The following is a 15,392-nucleotide window of genomic DNA, read 5'->3' as shown; positions in this document are numbered from 1 at the left end:
CGTTCACTCCAGACCGTCGAGGATCCGGTCGACCTCGTCCGTGGTCAGGTTCTCGTGGTAGTGGCCGTTGACGACCATCATCGGCGCGCCGCAGCAGGCGGCCAGGCACTCTTCCTCGGTCTTGAGGTAGACGCGGCCGTCGGGCGTGCTCTGGCCGAGCGAGATACCGAGCTTCTTCTCGCAATGCCTGACGATGCCCTCGGCACCGTTGAGCCAGCAGGAGATATTGGTGCAGATCGCGACGTTGTTGCGGCCGACCGGCCGGGTCTCGAACATCGAGTAGAAGCTCGCCACCTCGAACGCCCAGACCTGCGGCAGGTCCAGATAGCGCGCCACCGCGACGATCAGCGCATCGGTCAGGTAGCCGCCGTTCTGCTCCTGCGCCGCGAACAGCGCCTGGATCAGCGCGGAACGCTTGCGGTCCGGCGGGAACTTGGCGACCCAGTGGTCGATGTGATGGCGGGTGTGCTCGCTGAGCAGCGAAAGCGGATCGACGTCCTTGATCTCGTCGTAGGTTCCGGTCGGCTTCATCGGTCGATCTCTCCGAACACGACGTCGTAGGTACCGATCATCGCGACGACGTCGGCCAGCATGTGTCCGCGCACGATCGCGTCCATCGACGACAGGTGCGCGAAGCCGGGCGCGCGCAGGTGCACGCGGAACGGCTTGTTGGCCCCGTCGGACACGAGGTAGCAGCCGAACTCGCCCTTGGGCGCCTCGACCGCGGCATAGGTCTCGCCGGCCGGTACGCAGTAGCCCTCGGTGAACAGCTTGAAGTGATGGATGAGGGCTTCCATGTCGTCCTTCATCTCCTCGCGCTTGGGCGGGGCGACCTTGTAGTTCTGGACGATCACCGGACCGGGATTGGCGCGCAGCCATTCCACGCACTGGCGGATGATGCGGTTGGACTGGCGCATCTCCTCGACGCGCACCAGGTAGCGGTCGTAGCAGTCGCCGTTGGTGCCGACCGGGATGTCGAAGTCGACCTCGGCGTACTTGGCGTACGGCTGCTTCTTGCGCAGGTCCCATTCGATGCCCGAGCCGCGCAGCATCGGCCCGGACATGCCCCAGGCGCGCGCGAGCTCCGGCGTGACGACGCCGATGTCGACGGTGCGCTGCTTCCAGATGCGGTTGCCGGTCAGCAGTTCCTCGTACTCGTCGACCTTGGTCGGGAAGTCCTGCGTGAAGGCATCGAGGAAATCGAGCATCGAGCCCTCGCGCCAGGCGTTGCGCTGCTTGAGGTCGTTGCCCTTGTGCCAGCGCGATTCCTTGTACTTGGGCATCTGCTCGGGCAGGTCGCGGTAGACGCCGCCGGGACGGTAGTAGCCGGCGTGCATGCGCGCGCCGGAGACCGCCTCGTAGCAGTCCATCAGCTCCTCGCGCTCGCGGAACGCATAGAGCATCACCGCCATCGCGCCCAGGTCCAGGCCGTTGGAGCCGATCCACATGAGGTGATTGAGGATGCGCGTGATCTCGTCGAACAGCGTACGGATCCACTGCGCGCGCTCCGGCACCTCGATACCGAGCAGGTTCTCGATGGCACGCACGTAGGCGTGCTCGTTGCACATCATCGAGACGTAGTCGAGCCGGTCCATGTAGCCGATCGACTGGTTGAACGGCTTGGACTCGGCCAGCTTCTCGGTGCCGCGATGCAGCAGCCCCACGTGCGGGTCGGCGCGCACCACGGTCTCGCCGTCCATCTCCAGCACCAGGCGCAGCACGCCGTGCGCAGCCGGATGCTGCGGGCCGAAGTTCATCGTGTAGTTGCGGATTTCCTGCATGGTCTACTTTCCGCCGCGCTCGGCCGCGGCCTGTTCGTAGCGCGAATCGTCGCGGATCGTGCGCGGCACCAGCACGCGCGGTTCCACCGAGGTGACCGGCTCGTAGACGACGCGCTTCTTGTCCGGGTCGTAGCGGACCTCGACGTTGCCGATCAGCGGGAAGTCCTTGCGGAACGCATGGCCGACGAAACCGTAGTCGGTCAGGATCCGGCGCAGGTCCGGGTGCCCCTCGAAGACGATGCCGAAGAGGTCGAACGCCTCGCGCTCGAACCAGTTGGCGCCCGGCCAGATCTCGGTCAGCGACGCGATCGAAGGCAGTTCGTCGTCGGCGCAATGGGCGCGCAGCCGCAGCCGCCGGTTGTGGCGCAGCGAAAGCAGGTGGACGACCACGGCGAAGCGGTTCGGGATCGCGACGTCGCGCGGCCGGTCGCTCCAGCGGAAACGGCCGGGGCCTTCACCCTCGACGCCGCGCGAGAAGCCTTCCGAGGACACGTCCGTGGTGTCCCACTCGGTCTGGCCGTAGCCGAGGTAGTCCAGGCCGCAGACGTCGATCAGCTGCTCGAACGCGAATGCCTCCTCGTCGCGCAGGCTGCGGGCGACCGCCAGCCAGTTCTCCGGCAGCACCTCGATCGTGATCTGGCCGCCGGAGGCGTCGGCACGCACCAGCTTCTGGCCGAGGCGCGCCTCGAGCTGGCCTATGAACGGACTCGGTTCGGACATGGCGGTCTCAGCGGGCGATCGTGTTGGTGCGGCGGATCTTCTTCTGCAACTGCAGGATCCCGTGGATCAGCGCCTCGGCCGTCGGCGGGCAGCCCGGCACGTACACGTCCACCGGCACGATGCGGTCGCAACCGCGCACGACCGCGTAGGAATAGTGGTAGTAGCCGCCGCCGTTGGCGCACGACCCCATCGAGATCACCCACTTGGGCTCGGGCATCTGGTCGTAAACCTTGCGCAGGGCCGGGGCCATCTTGTTGACCAGGGTGCCGGCGACGATCATGACGTCGGACTGGCGCGGGCTGGGGCGGTAGATCACGCCGTTGCGGTCCAGGTCCAGACGCGCGCAGCTGGCGTGCATCATCTCGACCGCGCAGCAGGCCAGGCCGAAGGTGACCGGCCACATCGAGCCGGTACGCGCCCAGTTCACCAGCTCATCCATGCGCGCGGTCACGAAACCGCGCTCGATCAGCGGATTGTCGTCACCGGGCCGCAGGATGTCGTCGACGACGTTGACCGGCGCCGGATTGTGCATCGTCCGGCTGATCGAATCGATCATTCCCATTCGAGCGCACCCTTCTTCCATTCGTAGATGAAGCCGATCGCCAGGATCAGCAGGAAGATCCCCATCGCGACCAGCGCCGGCATGCCGACGTCCTCGAAGACCACCGCCCAGGGAATCAGGAAGGCGACTTCCAGATCGAAGATGATGAAGAGGATCGCGACCAGGTAGTAGCGCACGTCGAAGCGCATGCGCGCGTCCTCGAACGCCTCGAAGCCGCACTCATAGGCCTCGAACTTCTCGGCAGCGGGCTTCTTGGGGCCGAACAGGTTGCCGAGGATCAGCAACGCGACGCCGATGACGGCGGCCACGCCCAGGAACAGGAGGACGGGAAAATACTCGGAAAGCACACGCACCTCCGCGCCGGCGGCGCATCAGCGGCTGCCGCGGGAGCCGCGGCAACGACGGTTACCTGCAAATTGGTGCCCAAGGGGGGACTCGAACCCCCACAGCTTTCGCCGCTACCACCTCAAGGTAGTGCGTCTACCAATTCCGCCACCTGGGCAACGCTTATCCAGCTCCGTCCTTCTTGCTCGGCTCCGGCTTCGGCTCGGCCGGCTTGCCATCGGCAGGCGGCGTCTGCGACTCCGGTGCAGGCTGTGCCGCCGGCGTATCCCCTGCGGCCGGGACCGAGGCCTTCGGCACGTCCCCGCCAGGGGCGGGCGCCGGAGTCTCGGGCGGCGCCGGAGCGGTCACGCCGGCCATCACACCCAGGTCGTCCGTGGGTGCGACCACGGGGCGACTGTGGTAAATGCCCATGCCAAGGCTGAGCAGGAAGAACAAACCGGCCAGGACCGCCGTGCTGCGCGACAGGAAATTCGCCGAACCGCGCGCACCGAAGACGGTTGCCGACGCGCCGCCACCGAACCCCGACCCTGCAGCGGCACCGGCACCGCGCTGCATGAGGATCAGGACGATCATGGCGATCGCGACCAGCACATAGAAGACGTAGGCAATGATGGTAAGCATCGTTTGCTTGGTTTCAGAAGACAGGTGCGATGCACCCGTCGAACGACTAGCGCCGCGCCCTACCGGCGGCGGCAATAGCCAGGAAATCCGTGGCGACCAGCGAGGCTCCGCCGATCAACCCGCCGTCTACGTTGGCTTGCGCGAACAGCTCGGCCGCATTCGAGGCCTTCACGCTTCCGCCGTAGAGAATCCTCAGCGAGCTCGCAATTGTAGCATCCTGTCCGGCGAATTTGTCACGGATGAACGCATGGACTGCTTCGGCCTGCTGCGGAGACGCGGTACGACCGGTCCCGATCGCCCATACCGGCTCATAGGCCACCACCGCACGGGCAAACGACGCGATCCCGGCCGCGGCGAGCACGGCGTCGAGCTGGCGCGCGATGACCGCCTCGGTGCGCTCGGCCTCGCGCTCCTCGAGGGTTTCCCCGACGCACAGCACCGGGACCAGCCCCGCGGCCTGGGCCGCCACGAACTTGGCCGCGACCAGGGCGTCGGATTCGGCATGGTACTGGCGTCGCTCGGAATGGCCGACCAGCACATGCGTGCATCCGACATCGGCCAGCATCGCGCCGGACACCTCGCCGGTGAAGGCGCCTTGCGCCTGGGCGCTGAGGTCCTGGGCACCGAACGCGAGCCGGCCGGCGTGCGCCGAGGCCAGCTCGGCCAGGTACGGGAACGGCGGCAGCACGACCAGGTCCACGTCGGCCGGCGCGGCCGCGGCGATGGCCGTGACCAACTCGGCCGCCATGGCGCGCGAACCATGCATCTTCCAGTTTCCGGCCACCAGCTTGCGACGCATCACGGTCTCCCGTTCGAAGCCGGCAAGCATAGCCGGCGCCCGGCATTCGGACAACGCCGCCCGCCGGGAAACGTGCCCGTCACGGGCGTCGGGTCGCGCCTCGCCTGGCTGTAGCTGCCTGCCGCGCGGCCGGAAGCCGCAACCCACCGGCCTTGCCAGGCACGCCCGATCGATCCCGCCCCTGCCACGCCCGCGTACCGACGGGCACCGCAGTGCGGAACCCTCATCCCCTGGAGGATTCCCAGGAAAACCCCGCTTCAGGCCAGCTTGATCTCGCGCAGGCGCTCCAGCAGGTAGTCGTGCGCGGTGATCGGGACCGGATACCGGCTCGGGTGGTCCGCATCCACGCAGGAGGGCAGCACGTCCAGCAGCACGTCGGGATTCGGGTGCAGGAAGAACGGCACCGAATAGCGCGACCGGCGTGCATTGGCATTGGCCGGATTGACCACGCGATGGGTCGTCGACGGATAGACGTGGTTGGTCAGCCGCTGCAGCATGTCGCCGATGTTGACGACGATCGCGTCGCCCTCGGTCGTGATCGGCAGCCAGTGCCCTTCGCGGGTCAGCACTTCCAGGCCTTCGGCGCTGGCGCCGACCAGCAGCGTGATGAGGTTGATGTCCTCGTGCGCGCCCGCGCGCACGTTGGGGATGTCCGGCGCGGTGATCGGCGGATAGTGCAGCGGGCGCAGGATCGAGTTGCCGCAATCGGTGCGGCCGACGAAGAAATCCTCCGGCAGGTCGATGTGCAGGGCCAGCGCGCGCAGCACGCGCGCACCCAGCTGGTCGAGCGCCTGGTAGAGACCGTAGCCGTGCTCGCGGAACCCCGGCACCTCGTCCGGCCACAGGTTCGGCGGCATGACGGTGGCGTACCTGGAATCGCGCGGGATCTCGCGGCCGATGTGCCAGAACTCCTTGAGATCGGGATACGCCGAGTCCTTGGCGGTCTCGACCCCGAACGGGGTGTACCCGCGGGCGCCGCCGGAGCCTGGCACGTGGTACCTGCGCTTGGTCTCATCGGGCAGCGCGAAGAAGCGCTGGAAGACCGCATAGGCGGCATCGACGAGATCCGCCGGGATGCCGTGGCCGCTGATGCAGCAGAAGCCGAACTCGCGATAGGCCGCGCCGAGCTCGGCGACGAAGGCTTCGCGGTCGCCGTCCCAGCGGCGGATGTCGAGCGTGGGTACCTGGCGGCTCATGCGCGCGCTCCCGCGGCGGACGTGACGGCACCGGCCAGTTCGTCGACCAGGCGCCGGACCTGGTCGGCATCATCCGCCTCGACGGTGACGCGCACCAGCGGCTCGGTGCCGGATGGCCGCAGCACCACCCGCCCCTTGCCCTCCAGCTCGCCCTGCACGCGTCGCAGCACGGCCTGCACGGCGGCGTCGGCGACGAGTGCGGCGCCGCCGGCGGCGCGGATGTTGACGGTGGTCTGCGGCACCTTGTGCATGCCGGCCACGGCGAGATCGAGCGCCTTCTCCGAGCGCGCGAGCACGTCGAGCACCTGCAGCGCGCTGACGATCGCGTCGCCGGTGGTCGCGCGGTCCAGGCAGAGCATGTGGCCGGAGGTTTCGCCACCGAGGATGCCGTCGTGCTCCTTGAGCGCCTGCAGCACGTAGCGGTCGCCGACGCGGGCGCGCAGGAACGGCACGCCGAGTGCGCCGACGGCCTGCTCGAGGCCGTAGTTGCTCATCAGCGTGCCGACCACCGGGCCACGCAGGCGGCCGCTGGCGGCCCAGTCGGTCGCCAGCAGGTAGAGGATCTGGTCGCCGTCGATCAGGCGCCCCTGGGCATCGGCCATCTGGATGCGGTCGCCGTCGCCGTCGAAGGCGATGCCGAGGTCCGCCCCGGACTCCACCACGGCGCGGCCCAGCGCGGCCGGCGCGGTGGCGCCGCAGTCACGGTTGATGTTGAGGCCGTTGGGCTGGCTGCCGATCGTGGTCACGCGCGCGCCGAGCTCGTCGAACAGCACGGGCGCGATGTGATAGGTCGCGCCGTGCGCGCAGTCGAGCACGATGTGGGTGCCGTGCAGGTGGAACGCGCGCGAGACCGAGGACTTGCAGAACTCGATGTAGCGGGCCGCCGCGTCGCCGATGCGCACGGCCTTGCCGAGCCGGTCGGACGGCACGGTGGCGAACGGCACCTCCAGCTCGCGCTCGATCGCCTGCTCGACCGCGTCGTCGAGCTTCTCGCCGGTCGCCGAGAAGAACTTGACGCCGTTGTCGACGTAGGGGTTGTGCGAGGCGCTGATGACGATGCCGGCATCGGCGCGCAGCGAGCGCGTCAGGTAGGCCACCGCGGGGGTCGGCATCGGCCCGAGCAGCCGCACGTCGGCACCCGCCGCCAGCAGGCCGGCCTCCAGCGCCGACTCGAACATGTAGCCCGATACCCGCGTGTCCTTGCCGATCAGCACCAGCGGCCGCTCGCTGCCGTTGGCCAGGACGCTGCCGGCGGCGCGCCCCAGGCGCAGCATGAATTCCGCGGTGATCGGCCATTCGCCGACCCGCCCGCGGATGCCATCGGTTCCGAAATAGGTGCGTTCGTTCATCTGTCCTCCCTCGAATCGGGCCGCATCGCGCCGGCGCAAACGCAAACGCCCCGCAAAGCGGGGCGTCGCGAGCGGAGGCCGGGCCCGTTCAGTCGCCCATCTGCTTCTGGCGGTGCTCCCAGCGCTCCTGCGCGTCCAGGCTCAGCGTGGCGATCGGACGCGCCTCAAGGCGCTCCAGGCCGATCTCCTCGTCGGTTTCCTCGCAGAAGCCGTAGCGCCCCTCCTCGATCCGCTTGAGCGCCTTGTCGATCTTGGCGATCAGCTTGCGATAGCGGTCGCGCGTACGCAGTTCCAGCGAGTTCTCGGTCTCGCGCGTCGCGCGCTCGGCCTCGTCGCCGACGTCGCGCACTTCGTCGCGCAGGTTCTCGATCGTCTGCTTGGACTCCTCGACCAGGTCCTCGCGCCAGCGCTGCAGCTTGCGGCGGAAATACTCCAGGTGCTTGGGATTCATGTACTCCTCGTTGGACGAGGGCTTGAATCCGGTCGGAAGCTCGATGCGCACCGTCGCCGGCAGCGCATAGTGGCCGTCCTGCAGGGTGATGCCGGTCTCCGCGGAGTTGGGAACGACGGCACGCGCCTTGATGCCGCCCGATGCGGCGGTTGCTTTGCTGCTGGTATTCGTACTACTCACGGCACCCTTAGATCTGGTAGTTGCGGCTGGCGATTTCGGCACCGGAGACGGCGACTTGGCCGCCGGCACCGGTTTGGCTTTGGCGACCGCCTTGGTCTTGGCTGGGGCCTTCTTGACCGCCGGTGTGGGTTTGGCAACGGGCTTGGCCGCCCGCTTGGCCGCCACCTGCTTGGCAGCGACCGGCTTGGCCGCGGCACGCGCGGCCGGCTTGGCTGCCGGTTTCTTGGCAACCGGCGGCGCCTTCCTGGCCGGCGGCGGCGCCTTCTTGGCGGCGACCGCCTTCTTGGCGGGTGGTTTCGCGGGCGGCTTGGCCGTCTTCTTGGCGACGGCTCCCGTCACCTTGGGTTTCGACGCCGGCTTCACCTTGCCGGTCCCCGCGGACTTTCCTTTGGTTTTCGCCATCTGCCTCGTTACCTTGTGACTTGGCGGCGGGGTGTTATAGCCTAAGCCGCCTCCACCAGCAACCGCCGGGCAAGCCGCCTCCGGGCGGGTCGCCAGCATCGTGCCCCGAGCCCTTATCTTCCTTCTGGATTGTTACCAGCGCGGGCTGAGTCCGCTGCTCGGGCGTCGCTGTCGCTTCCATCCGTCCTGCTCGCAGTACGCACGCGTCGCGGTGGCGCGTTTCGGCGGCCTGCGCGGCAGCTACCTGGCGATCGTACGGCTCGCGCGCTGCCATCCGCTGTGCGCCGGCGGCCACGATCCGGTCCCGGCCCGCTTCCGCTGGTGGCCGCGTCCTCCTGAAAAGAACCTCGGTGAACACCTCCATGAGTGACTGGCTCGTCGTCAACGCTGAAATGATCAACGAGGGGAAGCGCTTCCACGGCGACCTGCGCATCCGCGACGGGCGCATCGAGCGCATCGACGCCGCCCTGTCGGCCCGCGACGGCGAGCGCGTGCTCGACGCGGCCGGCCGCTGGCTGATTCCCGGCATGATCGACGACCAGGTGCACTTCCGCGAGCCGGGTCTCGAGCACAAGGCCGACATCGAGTCCGAGTCGCGCGCCTGCCTGGCCGGCGGCATCACCAGCTACATGGAGATGCCCAACACCAAGCCGCCGGCCGTCGACGCCACCGCCATCGCCGACAAGTACCGCCGCGCCGCCGAGCGGTCGCGCGTCAACTACGGCTTCTACCTCGGCGCGACCAACGACAACCTCAAGGAGATCCGCCGCCTGGACCCGCGCAGCGTGCCGGGCATCAAGGTCTTCATGGGTTCCTCGACCGGCAACATGCTGGTGGACGACCCGGCCACGCTCGACGCGATCTTCCGCGACGCGCCGACGCCGATCATCACCCATTGCGAGGACACGCCGCTGATCGAGGCGAACGAGGCGCGTGCCCGCGAACGCTGGGGCGATGACATCCCGCCCGAGCAGCATCCGCTGATCCGTTCGCGCGAGGCCTGCATCAAGTCCACGCGGCTCGCGCTCGACCTGGCGCGGCGGCACGGCACGCGCCTGCACGTGCTGCACCTGTCCACCGCGGAGGAAGTCGCGCTGTTCGAGCCGGGACCGGTCGCCGGCAAGCGGATCACCGCCGAGACCTGCGTGCACTTCCTGCATTTCTCCGACGCCGACTACGCGCGCCTGGGCCACCTGATCAAGTGCAACCCGGCGATCAAGACGGCCGCCGACCGCGACGCGATCATCCGCGCGCTGGCCGAGCGCCGGGTCGACGTGCTGGCCACCGACCACGCGCCGCACCTGCTGGACGAGAAGAACCAGCCCTACACCCGCGCGCCGTCGGGCCTGCCGCTGGTGCAGTTCGCGCTGCAGTGCGCGCTCGAGCGCGTGTTCGACGGCGTGATTCCGCTGGAGCGGCTGATCGAGAGCCTGACCCACGCGCCGGCGACGCTGTTCGACGTCCGCGATCGCGGCTACCTGCGCGAGGGCTACTACGCGGACCTTGCGCTGGTCGACCCGGCCAAGCCGCAGACGGTCCGGCGCGAGGACGTGCTGTCCAAGTGCGGCTGGTCGCCGTTCGAGGGGACCACGTTCCGGTCGAGCATCGCGGCCACCTTCGTCAACGGCCAGCTCGGCCATCTGGACGGACGCATCGACGACGCCACGCGCGGCACGCGCCTGGAGTTCGCGCGGTGAGGCGACTGTGGGCGGGGCTGCTCGGCCTCGCCACGGCGGCCGCAGCGGCCGCGGCCGGCGGCGATGATCGCATCGTGTTTCCCGAGCGCGTCTCCCAGGGCGCGCTGGTGATCGGCAAGGTCCCCGCCGGCAGCCAGGTGCGCTACGCCGGCCGCACGCTGCGCGCCACGCCCTACGGCAGCGTCGCCTTCGGTGTCGGGCGCGACGCGGCCGGCCCGCTGGCGGTGACGGTCGAACGCGCCGACGGCACCACCGCCACCACGCGGATCGCCGTGGACCTGCGCGACTGGCCGGTCGAGCGCGTCGACGGCGTGCCGCCCAAGACGGTCGAGCCGCCGCCCGCCATCGCCGAGCGCATCCGCCGCGAACAGGCCCGCGTGGCGGCGACGCGCGACCGGGACGGCGACAACGTGGATTTCGCGGCCGCCTTCGCCCAGCCGATACAGGGCCGCATCAGCGGCCGCTTCGGGCGCCAGCGGGTCTACAACGGCAAGCCCGGTGCGCCGCACTCGGGCCTGGACGTGGCGGCGCCCGCCGGAACGCCGGTGCAGGCGCCGGCCGGCGGCATCGTCACGTTCGCCGATCCGGACCTCTACCTGACCGGCGGCACCCTCGTGCTCGACCACGGCCACGGCATCAGCTCCACCTTCCTGCACCTCTCGCGCATCGACGTCGCCGTCGGCGACCGCGTCGAGCAAGGCGCGGTGATCGGCGCCGTCGGTGCCACCGGCCGGGCCACGGGCCCGCACCTGCACTGGGGCATGAACTGGTTCGACGTGCGCATCGACCCGCAGCTGGTGCTGCAACGCGGGCCGTGACCGCGGCGTCATGCCGGCGTCGCAGCCGCCGGCCATAGTGGTCGTGGAAGCGTGCCAGGGACGCCGGATGGGGTGCATCGCGGCGCCGCGCCGGGGCGCCCTGCGCTCGTCCCGCGCTCCGCACCACGCTCCAAGTCCGTGGACAATACCGCGCCCGCCAGGAGATTCATTGCCGATGCGACCGACCGCCCTGCCTCCGTCCACGTTCCGCTTCCTCGCCCGGGCCGGCACCTGCGCCGTCGGGCTCGCCATCCTGCTCGCCACCGGCTGCGCCGGCAGCGGACCGCACCGTACGGCCGGTGCCGACGCACCGGACGGCAGCCGGGCGACGCTGGCCCTGCTCGAATCGACCGACATCCACGCCAACGTCCTCAGCTACGACTACTACAAGCTGGCCGAGGACCCCTCGCTCGGCTTCGAGCGCCTGGCCACCCTGGTCCGGACGGCGCGCGCCGAGTACGCGAACAGCCTGCTGTTCGACGGCGGCGACACGATCCAGGGCACCGCGCTGGCCGACTGGCAGGCGCTGGCCGAGCCGCTGCCGTGCGACCAGAAGCTGGCGGTCTACAAGGCGATGGACGCGCTCGGCTACGACGGCGGCGTGATCGGCAACCACGAGTTCAACTACGGCCTGCCGTTCCTGGCCCAGGTCACCGGCACACCGTTGAACGCCGAGGGCGTCGATGCCCGCCGCTGCAACGGCCCGGACTTCCCGCTGGTCCTCGCCAACGTGCTCGGCACGCGCGACGGCCAGCCGCTGTTCGCGCCCACCGCGCTGCTCGAGCGGACGCTCAAGGCGCGGGACGCGGCGGGCCGGCCGATCGAGGCGCCGATCCGGATCGGCATCATCGGCTTCACGCCGCCGCCGGTCATGGTCTGGGACCGCAGCCACCTGGAAGGCCGGGCCACGACCCTGGGCCTGGTCGAGGCCTCGCGCCGGTTCGCACCGGCGCTGCGTGCGCAGGGTGCCGACCTGGTCGTCGCGATCTCGCACGGCGGCATCAATCCCGGCGCCTATTCGTCGACGATGGAGAACGCCAACTGGCACCTGGCGCAGGAGCCGGACATCGACGTGCTGCTGCTCGGTCATTCGCACCAGGCGTTCCCCGCCCCGCACGACCCCAAGTCGCGCTTCAACGGCATGCCGGGCGTCGACAACCAGCGCGGCTTCATCCACGGCAAGCCGGCGGTCATGGGCAACTTCTGGGGCAAGAGCCTGGGCGTGATCGAGCTGGCGCTGGTCCGCCGCGGCGGACGCTGGACGATCGATCCGGCTGCCACGCAGTCCGAAGTCCGCGACATCCGCCAGCCCGACGGCAGCTTCGTCGCGCCGGACCCGGCGATCCGCGCCCTGGTCCGCACCGAGCACGACGCGGCGATCCGCTACGTCTCCACGCCGATCGGCGACAGCGACTTCGCCATGACCAGCTATTTCGCCGCGGTCGGCGACGTCACCGCGCTGCAGATGGTCAACACCGCCCAGCGCGAATGGGTGGAACGCTACGTCGCCGCCGAGCTGCCGCAGTACGCCGGCATCCCGGTGCTGTCGGCGATGGCGCCGTTCAAGGTCGGCTTCGGCGGGGCCACCGACTACACCGCCATCGCCCCCGGCCCGCTGGCGATCCGCAATGCCGCGGACCTGTACCAGTTCCCGAACACGCTGACGGCGGTCAGGATCGACGGCGCCGGCCTCAAGGCCTGGCTGGAACGCGCCGCCGGCTACTTCAACCGCATCGACCCGGCGCGCCGCGAGCCCCAGGATCTGATCAACCGCGGCTTCCCCGGCTACAACTTCGACGTCGTCCAGGGCGGCCTGGACTACGTGATCGACGTGACACGCCCCGAGGGCGAGCGCATCGTCGCGCTGCGCTACCGCGGCCGACCGGTCGATCCGGCCGAGCCGTTCATCGTCGCCACCAACAACTACCGCGCCAGCGGCGGCGGCGGCTTTCCCGGCCTGGACGGCTCGAACATCGTGGTCGAGGCGGCCGTGGCCAATCGCGACGTGCTGATCGACGCGATCCGCCAGCGCCGCCACCTCACCCGGGCCGCGGACGGCGCCGACCGCGCCTGGCGCTTCGCGCCCGTGGCCACCGCCGGCCCGGTGCTCTTCCGCTCGGCCGCCGGCCAGCTGGACCTGGCGCGGGCGGCCGGCCTCGCGCACGTCAGCCTGCTGCGCGAGGAGCCCGCCGGCATGGCGGTCTACCGCATCGACCTGTCCAAGGCGCGCTGACCCGCGCGCGGACGGGAGCGCGCGGCCGAGGACGGTTTTGCGGCCGGGCTGCGTTTATCCTTGCGAATCCGCATTCAGGGGAGCTCGCGTGAACCAGCCCGCCGATCCTAGCGCCCAGCGCGCGCCGCCGCTCACCGCGCTCGCCACCGCCCTGGCGCTGGCGCTGGGCTCCGCCGCGTCGACGGCCGCCATCGTCGACGGGACCGCACCGGCCTGGCCACTGACCGGCGAACGCCACGCCCAGGTCACCCCGCTGCGCGCGCAGCTCGACGCGCTGCGCCAGGCCCGTCGCCGCGACGCCCCCGCCGGCACCGCCAGCCCGGCGGTCACCGACTGCGGCGACGACGGCCCCGGCACGCTGCGCGCCGCCGTCGCCGCCGCCGGCACCGGCGCGGTGATCGACCTGACAGCGCTGGCCTGCAGCCGCATCACCCTGACCAGCGGCGCGATCGAGATCGAGGTCGACGACCTGACGCTGCGCGGCCCCGGCCGCACCCGGCTGACGATCGACGGCAATGCCCGCGATCGCGTGCTGATCCATTTCGGCTCCGGCGACCTGGTCGTCGAGGACCTCACCCTCGCCAACGGCCACCCGATCGCACCAGGCACGCGCGTGGGCTACGGCGGCTGCATCGCCTCGGTCGAGAACGTGACGCTGACGCGCAGCACCGTGTCCGGCTGCACCGCGCAGGGCGTGGGCAGCTACGGCGGCGGCATCCTGGCCGAGAAGCTCACGCTGCGCGCGAGCACGCTGAGCGGCAACGTCGCGTTCGGCCACCACGAGACCAACAGCACGGCCGCCTACGGCGGCGGCGCATTCGCCTATGCGGTCGACATCCAGGACAGCACGATCGCCGGCAACAGCGCGCGCGGCACCCACAATCCGCCGCTGACCCGCTGGGAGATCGGCGGCGGCCTGTTCGTCGCCGGCGGCGGCACGATCGAGCGCACCACGATCGAGAACAACCTCTCGTACCTGTACGCCGGGGGCCTCGCCAACGAGGACGACCTGATCGTGCGCAACTCGACGATCTCGGGCAACGTCGCCCGCGACGGCGACGGCGGTGGCATCCGCATCCGCCGCTTCACCGCCTTGCTGCTGGAGAACTCGACCGTCACCGCCAACCAGGCCGGGACCGGCGGTGGTGGCATCTCCTTCGCGCGCTATGCGCGTCCTTCGACGCTGCGCAGCTCGATCGTCGCCGGCAACACCGCCGCGATCGCCGCCCAGGCCGACCTGACCACGTTCGACCCGCTGCCGATCGGCGGATCGCACAACCTGATCCGGCGCGCCAGCGGCGCCCTGCAGCTCCCGGCCGACACCCTCGACACCGATCCGCAGCTGCTGCCGCTGGCGGCCAACGGCGGCTACGGCCGGACCCACGCCTTCACCGCCGCCAGCCCGGTCCACGACCGCGGCGACAACAGCGCGGGGCTGGTCAGCGACCAGCGCGGCGGCGCATGGCGACGCGTGGTCGGGGCCGCGGCCGACATCGGTGCGCTGGAACTCCAGCAAGGGCCGGTGGCGGCGGTGGCCGTGCCGACGCTGTCGGCCTGGGCGGGCGGCCTGCTGGCCGGCCTGCTGGCCTGGGCCGGCTGGCGGCGGCGACGCGCCGCCGACCGGCCGGAGGGCGCTACTCGACCGTCACCGTGATCTTCGACGAGACGATCGGCGGATCGAACTGGCGGTGCAGCGCATCGGCCAGATTGAGCTGCAGCGTATGCGTGCCTGGCGTCAACGTGATCCGCGTTTCGGTCTGGCCGCCGCCGAAGTGCACGTGGTGGGCGTCGGCCGGGATCGGCTGGTCGGCCGGCGGCAGCGCGTCGACGTCGATCAGCAGGTGATGGTGGCCGGTCTTGTCGACCGTCACGCCGGCCGGGGCCACGCCCATGCCGCGCAGGCCGAACTTCACCACGACCTCGCGACCGACCTTCTCGCCGTCCTTCGGCGCGATGAAGTAGAGCTCGACGCCGGCCGGCGCCTTGATCCGCGGCGCGGCTGCCGGTGCGGCCGCATGGGCGGCGTGCGGTTCGTCGGCCATTACCGGAGCGCCGCTCCAGCCCAGGGCGGCAGCGCCGAACAGGCCTGCCAGACGCAGTGCGGTACCGGGCATCGGAATCTCCTTCGGGTTCGAAACGGCGATCATAGCGCTTCGGCGCGGCCATCGATTGAGTCCTGCGCCGCCGCCTCCATCTGCCCAGCGTCCCCGCCGCGCCTCACGATGAACCGCCAACATA

16 protein-coding genes and 1 tRNA gene are annotated in these 15,392 nt (G+C 70.3%); 5 read left to right on the top strand and 12 right to left on the bottom strand.

What is annotated here, in order from left to right; translation table 11 throughout:
- Window positions 1–3: 3 nt before the first annotated feature.
- From nuoE to dksA, 11 genes are all read right to left on the bottom strand, one after another.
- A complete protein-coding gene (gene nuoE / locus I596_RS06170; RefSeq protein ID WP_067645531.1) occupies window positions 4–531 on the bottom strand; it encodes an NADH-quinone oxidoreductase subunit NuoE in 528 nt (175 codons plus the stop codon).
- Window positions 528–1,781 carry an NADH-quinone oxidoreductase subunit D gene (locus I596_RS06165; RefSeq protein ID WP_067645529.1) on the bottom strand — a complete coding sequence of 418 codons (1,254 nt, stop codon included), beginning with the start codon at window positions 1,779–1,781 and terminating at the stop codon, window positions 528–530. The genes nuoE and I596_RS06165 overlap by 4 nt, the downstream gene beginning before the upstream one ends.
- A 3-nt stretch (window positions 1,782–1,784) precedes the next feature.
- Window positions 1,785–2,501, bottom strand: coding sequence for an NADH-quinone oxidoreductase subunit C (locus I596_RS06160; RefSeq protein ID WP_067645528.1), 717 nt, complete (start codon window positions 2,499–2,501; stop codon window positions 1,785–1,787).
- Between the two features lie 7 nt (window positions 2,502–2,508).
- Window positions 2,509–3,063, bottom strand: coding sequence for a NuoB/complex I 20 kDa subunit family protein (locus I596_RS06155; protein WP_067645526.1), 555 nt, complete (start codon window positions 3,061–3,063; stop codon window positions 2,509–2,511).
- On the bottom strand, window positions 3,054–3,410 hold the full coding sequence (locus I596_RS06150) for an NADH-quinone oxidoreductase subunit A (protein WP_067645524.1): 357 nt from the start codon (window positions 3,408–3,410) through the stop codon (window positions 3,054–3,056). The genes I596_RS06155 and I596_RS06150 overlap by 10 nt, the downstream gene beginning before the upstream one ends.
- A gap of 70 nt (window positions 3,411–3,480) precedes the next feature.
- A tRNA-Leu gene (locus tag I596_RS06145) sits at window positions 3,481–3,565 on the bottom strand.
- A 5-nt stretch (window positions 3,566–3,570) separates the two neighbouring features.
- Window positions 3,571–4,029, bottom strand: a complete 459-nt coding sequence (secG, locus tag I596_RS06140; protein ID WP_067645522.1) for a preprotein translocase subunit SecG — start codon at window positions 4,027–4,029, stop codon at window positions 3,571–3,573.
- A gap of 46 nt (window positions 4,030–4,075) precedes the next feature.
- Complete coding sequence (gene tpiA / locus I596_RS06135) at window positions 4,076–4,828, bottom strand: triose-phosphate isomerase (protein ID WP_067651519.1); 753 nt, start codon at window positions 4,826–4,828, stop codon at window positions 4,076–4,078.
- Between the two features lie 257 nt (window positions 4,829–5,085).
- A complete protein-coding gene (locus I596_RS06130) occupies window positions 5,086–6,024 on the bottom strand; it encodes an isopenicillin N synthase family dioxygenase (RefSeq protein ID WP_067645520.1) in 939 nt (312 codons plus the stop codon).
- Window positions 6,021–7,373: a phosphoglucosamine mutase gene (glmM, locus tag I596_RS06125; protein ID WP_067645518.1), complete on the bottom strand. Its 1,353-nt coding sequence runs from the start codon at window positions 7,371–7,373 to the stop codon at window positions 6,021–6,023. Before glmM ends, I596_RS06130 begins: the two co-directional genes overlap by 4 nt.
- An 88-nt stretch (window positions 7,374–7,461) precedes the next feature.
- Window positions 7,462–8,406 carry an RNA polymerase-binding protein DksA gene (gene dksA / locus I596_RS18035; protein ID WP_083965410.1) on the bottom strand — a complete coding sequence of 315 codons (945 nt, stop codon included), beginning with the start codon at window positions 8,404–8,406 and terminating at the stop codon, window positions 7,462–7,464.
- A 97-nt stretch (window positions 8,407–8,503) separates the two neighbouring features.
- Between dksA and yidD the strand changes: the two genes are divergently transcribed.
- The 5 genes from yidD to I596_RS06090 all read left to right on the top strand — a co-directional run bounded on the left by yidD (window position 8,504) and on the right by I596_RS06090 (window position 14,808).
- A complete protein-coding gene (gene yidD / locus I596_RS06110; protein WP_083965409.1) occupies window positions 8,504–8,776 on the top strand; it encodes a membrane protein insertion efficiency factor YidD in 273 nt (90 codons plus the stop codon).
- The gene (locus tag I596_RS06105; RefSeq protein ID WP_067645512.1) at window positions 8,769–10,103 is read left to right on the top strand and encodes a dihydroorotase; all 1,335 of its coding nucleotides are present in this window, start codon (window positions 8,769–8,771) and stop codon (window positions 10,101–10,103) included. The genes yidD and I596_RS06105 overlap by 8 nt, the downstream gene beginning before the upstream one ends.
- A gap of 5 nt (window positions 10,104–10,108) precedes the next feature.
- Entirely contained in the window at window positions 10,109–10,921 is an 813-nt protein-coding gene (locus I596_RS06100; RefSeq protein ID WP_067651515.1) for a M23 family metallopeptidase, read from the top strand.
- A gap of 175 nt (window positions 10,922–11,096) precedes the next feature.
- The gene (locus I596_RS06095) at window positions 11,097–13,154 is read left to right on the top strand and encodes a bifunctional 2',3'-cyclic-nucleotide 2'-phosphodiesterase/3'-nucleotidase (protein WP_067645510.1); all 2,058 of its coding nucleotides are present in this window, start codon (window positions 11,097–11,099) and stop codon (window positions 13,152–13,154) included.
- An 88-nt stretch (window positions 13,155–13,242) separates the two neighbouring features.
- On the top strand, window positions 13,243–14,808 hold the full coding sequence (locus I596_RS06090; protein ID WP_067645509.1) for a right-handed parallel beta-helix repeat-containing protein: 1,566 nt from the start codon (window positions 13,243–13,245) through the stop codon (window positions 14,806–14,808).
- On the opposite strand, the gene I596_RS06085 is transcribed toward I596_RS06090, so the two are convergent.
- Window positions 14,789–15,268, bottom strand: a complete 480-nt coding sequence (locus I596_RS06085; RefSeq protein ID WP_425478790.1) for a DUF4399 domain-containing protein — start codon at window positions 15,266–15,268, stop codon at window positions 14,789–14,791. The genes I596_RS06090 and I596_RS06085 overlap by 20 nt on opposite strands.
- Window positions 15,269–15,392 lie beyond the last annotated feature (124 nt).

Origin of the sequence: Dokdonella koreensis DS-123 (genome assembly GCF_001632775.1) — a bacterium.
GTDB lineage: Bacteria > Pseudomonadota > Gammaproteobacteria > Xanthomonadales > Rhodanobacteraceae > Dokdonella > Dokdonella koreensis.
This window is presented reverse-complemented; position numbering and strand designations above follow the sequence as displayed.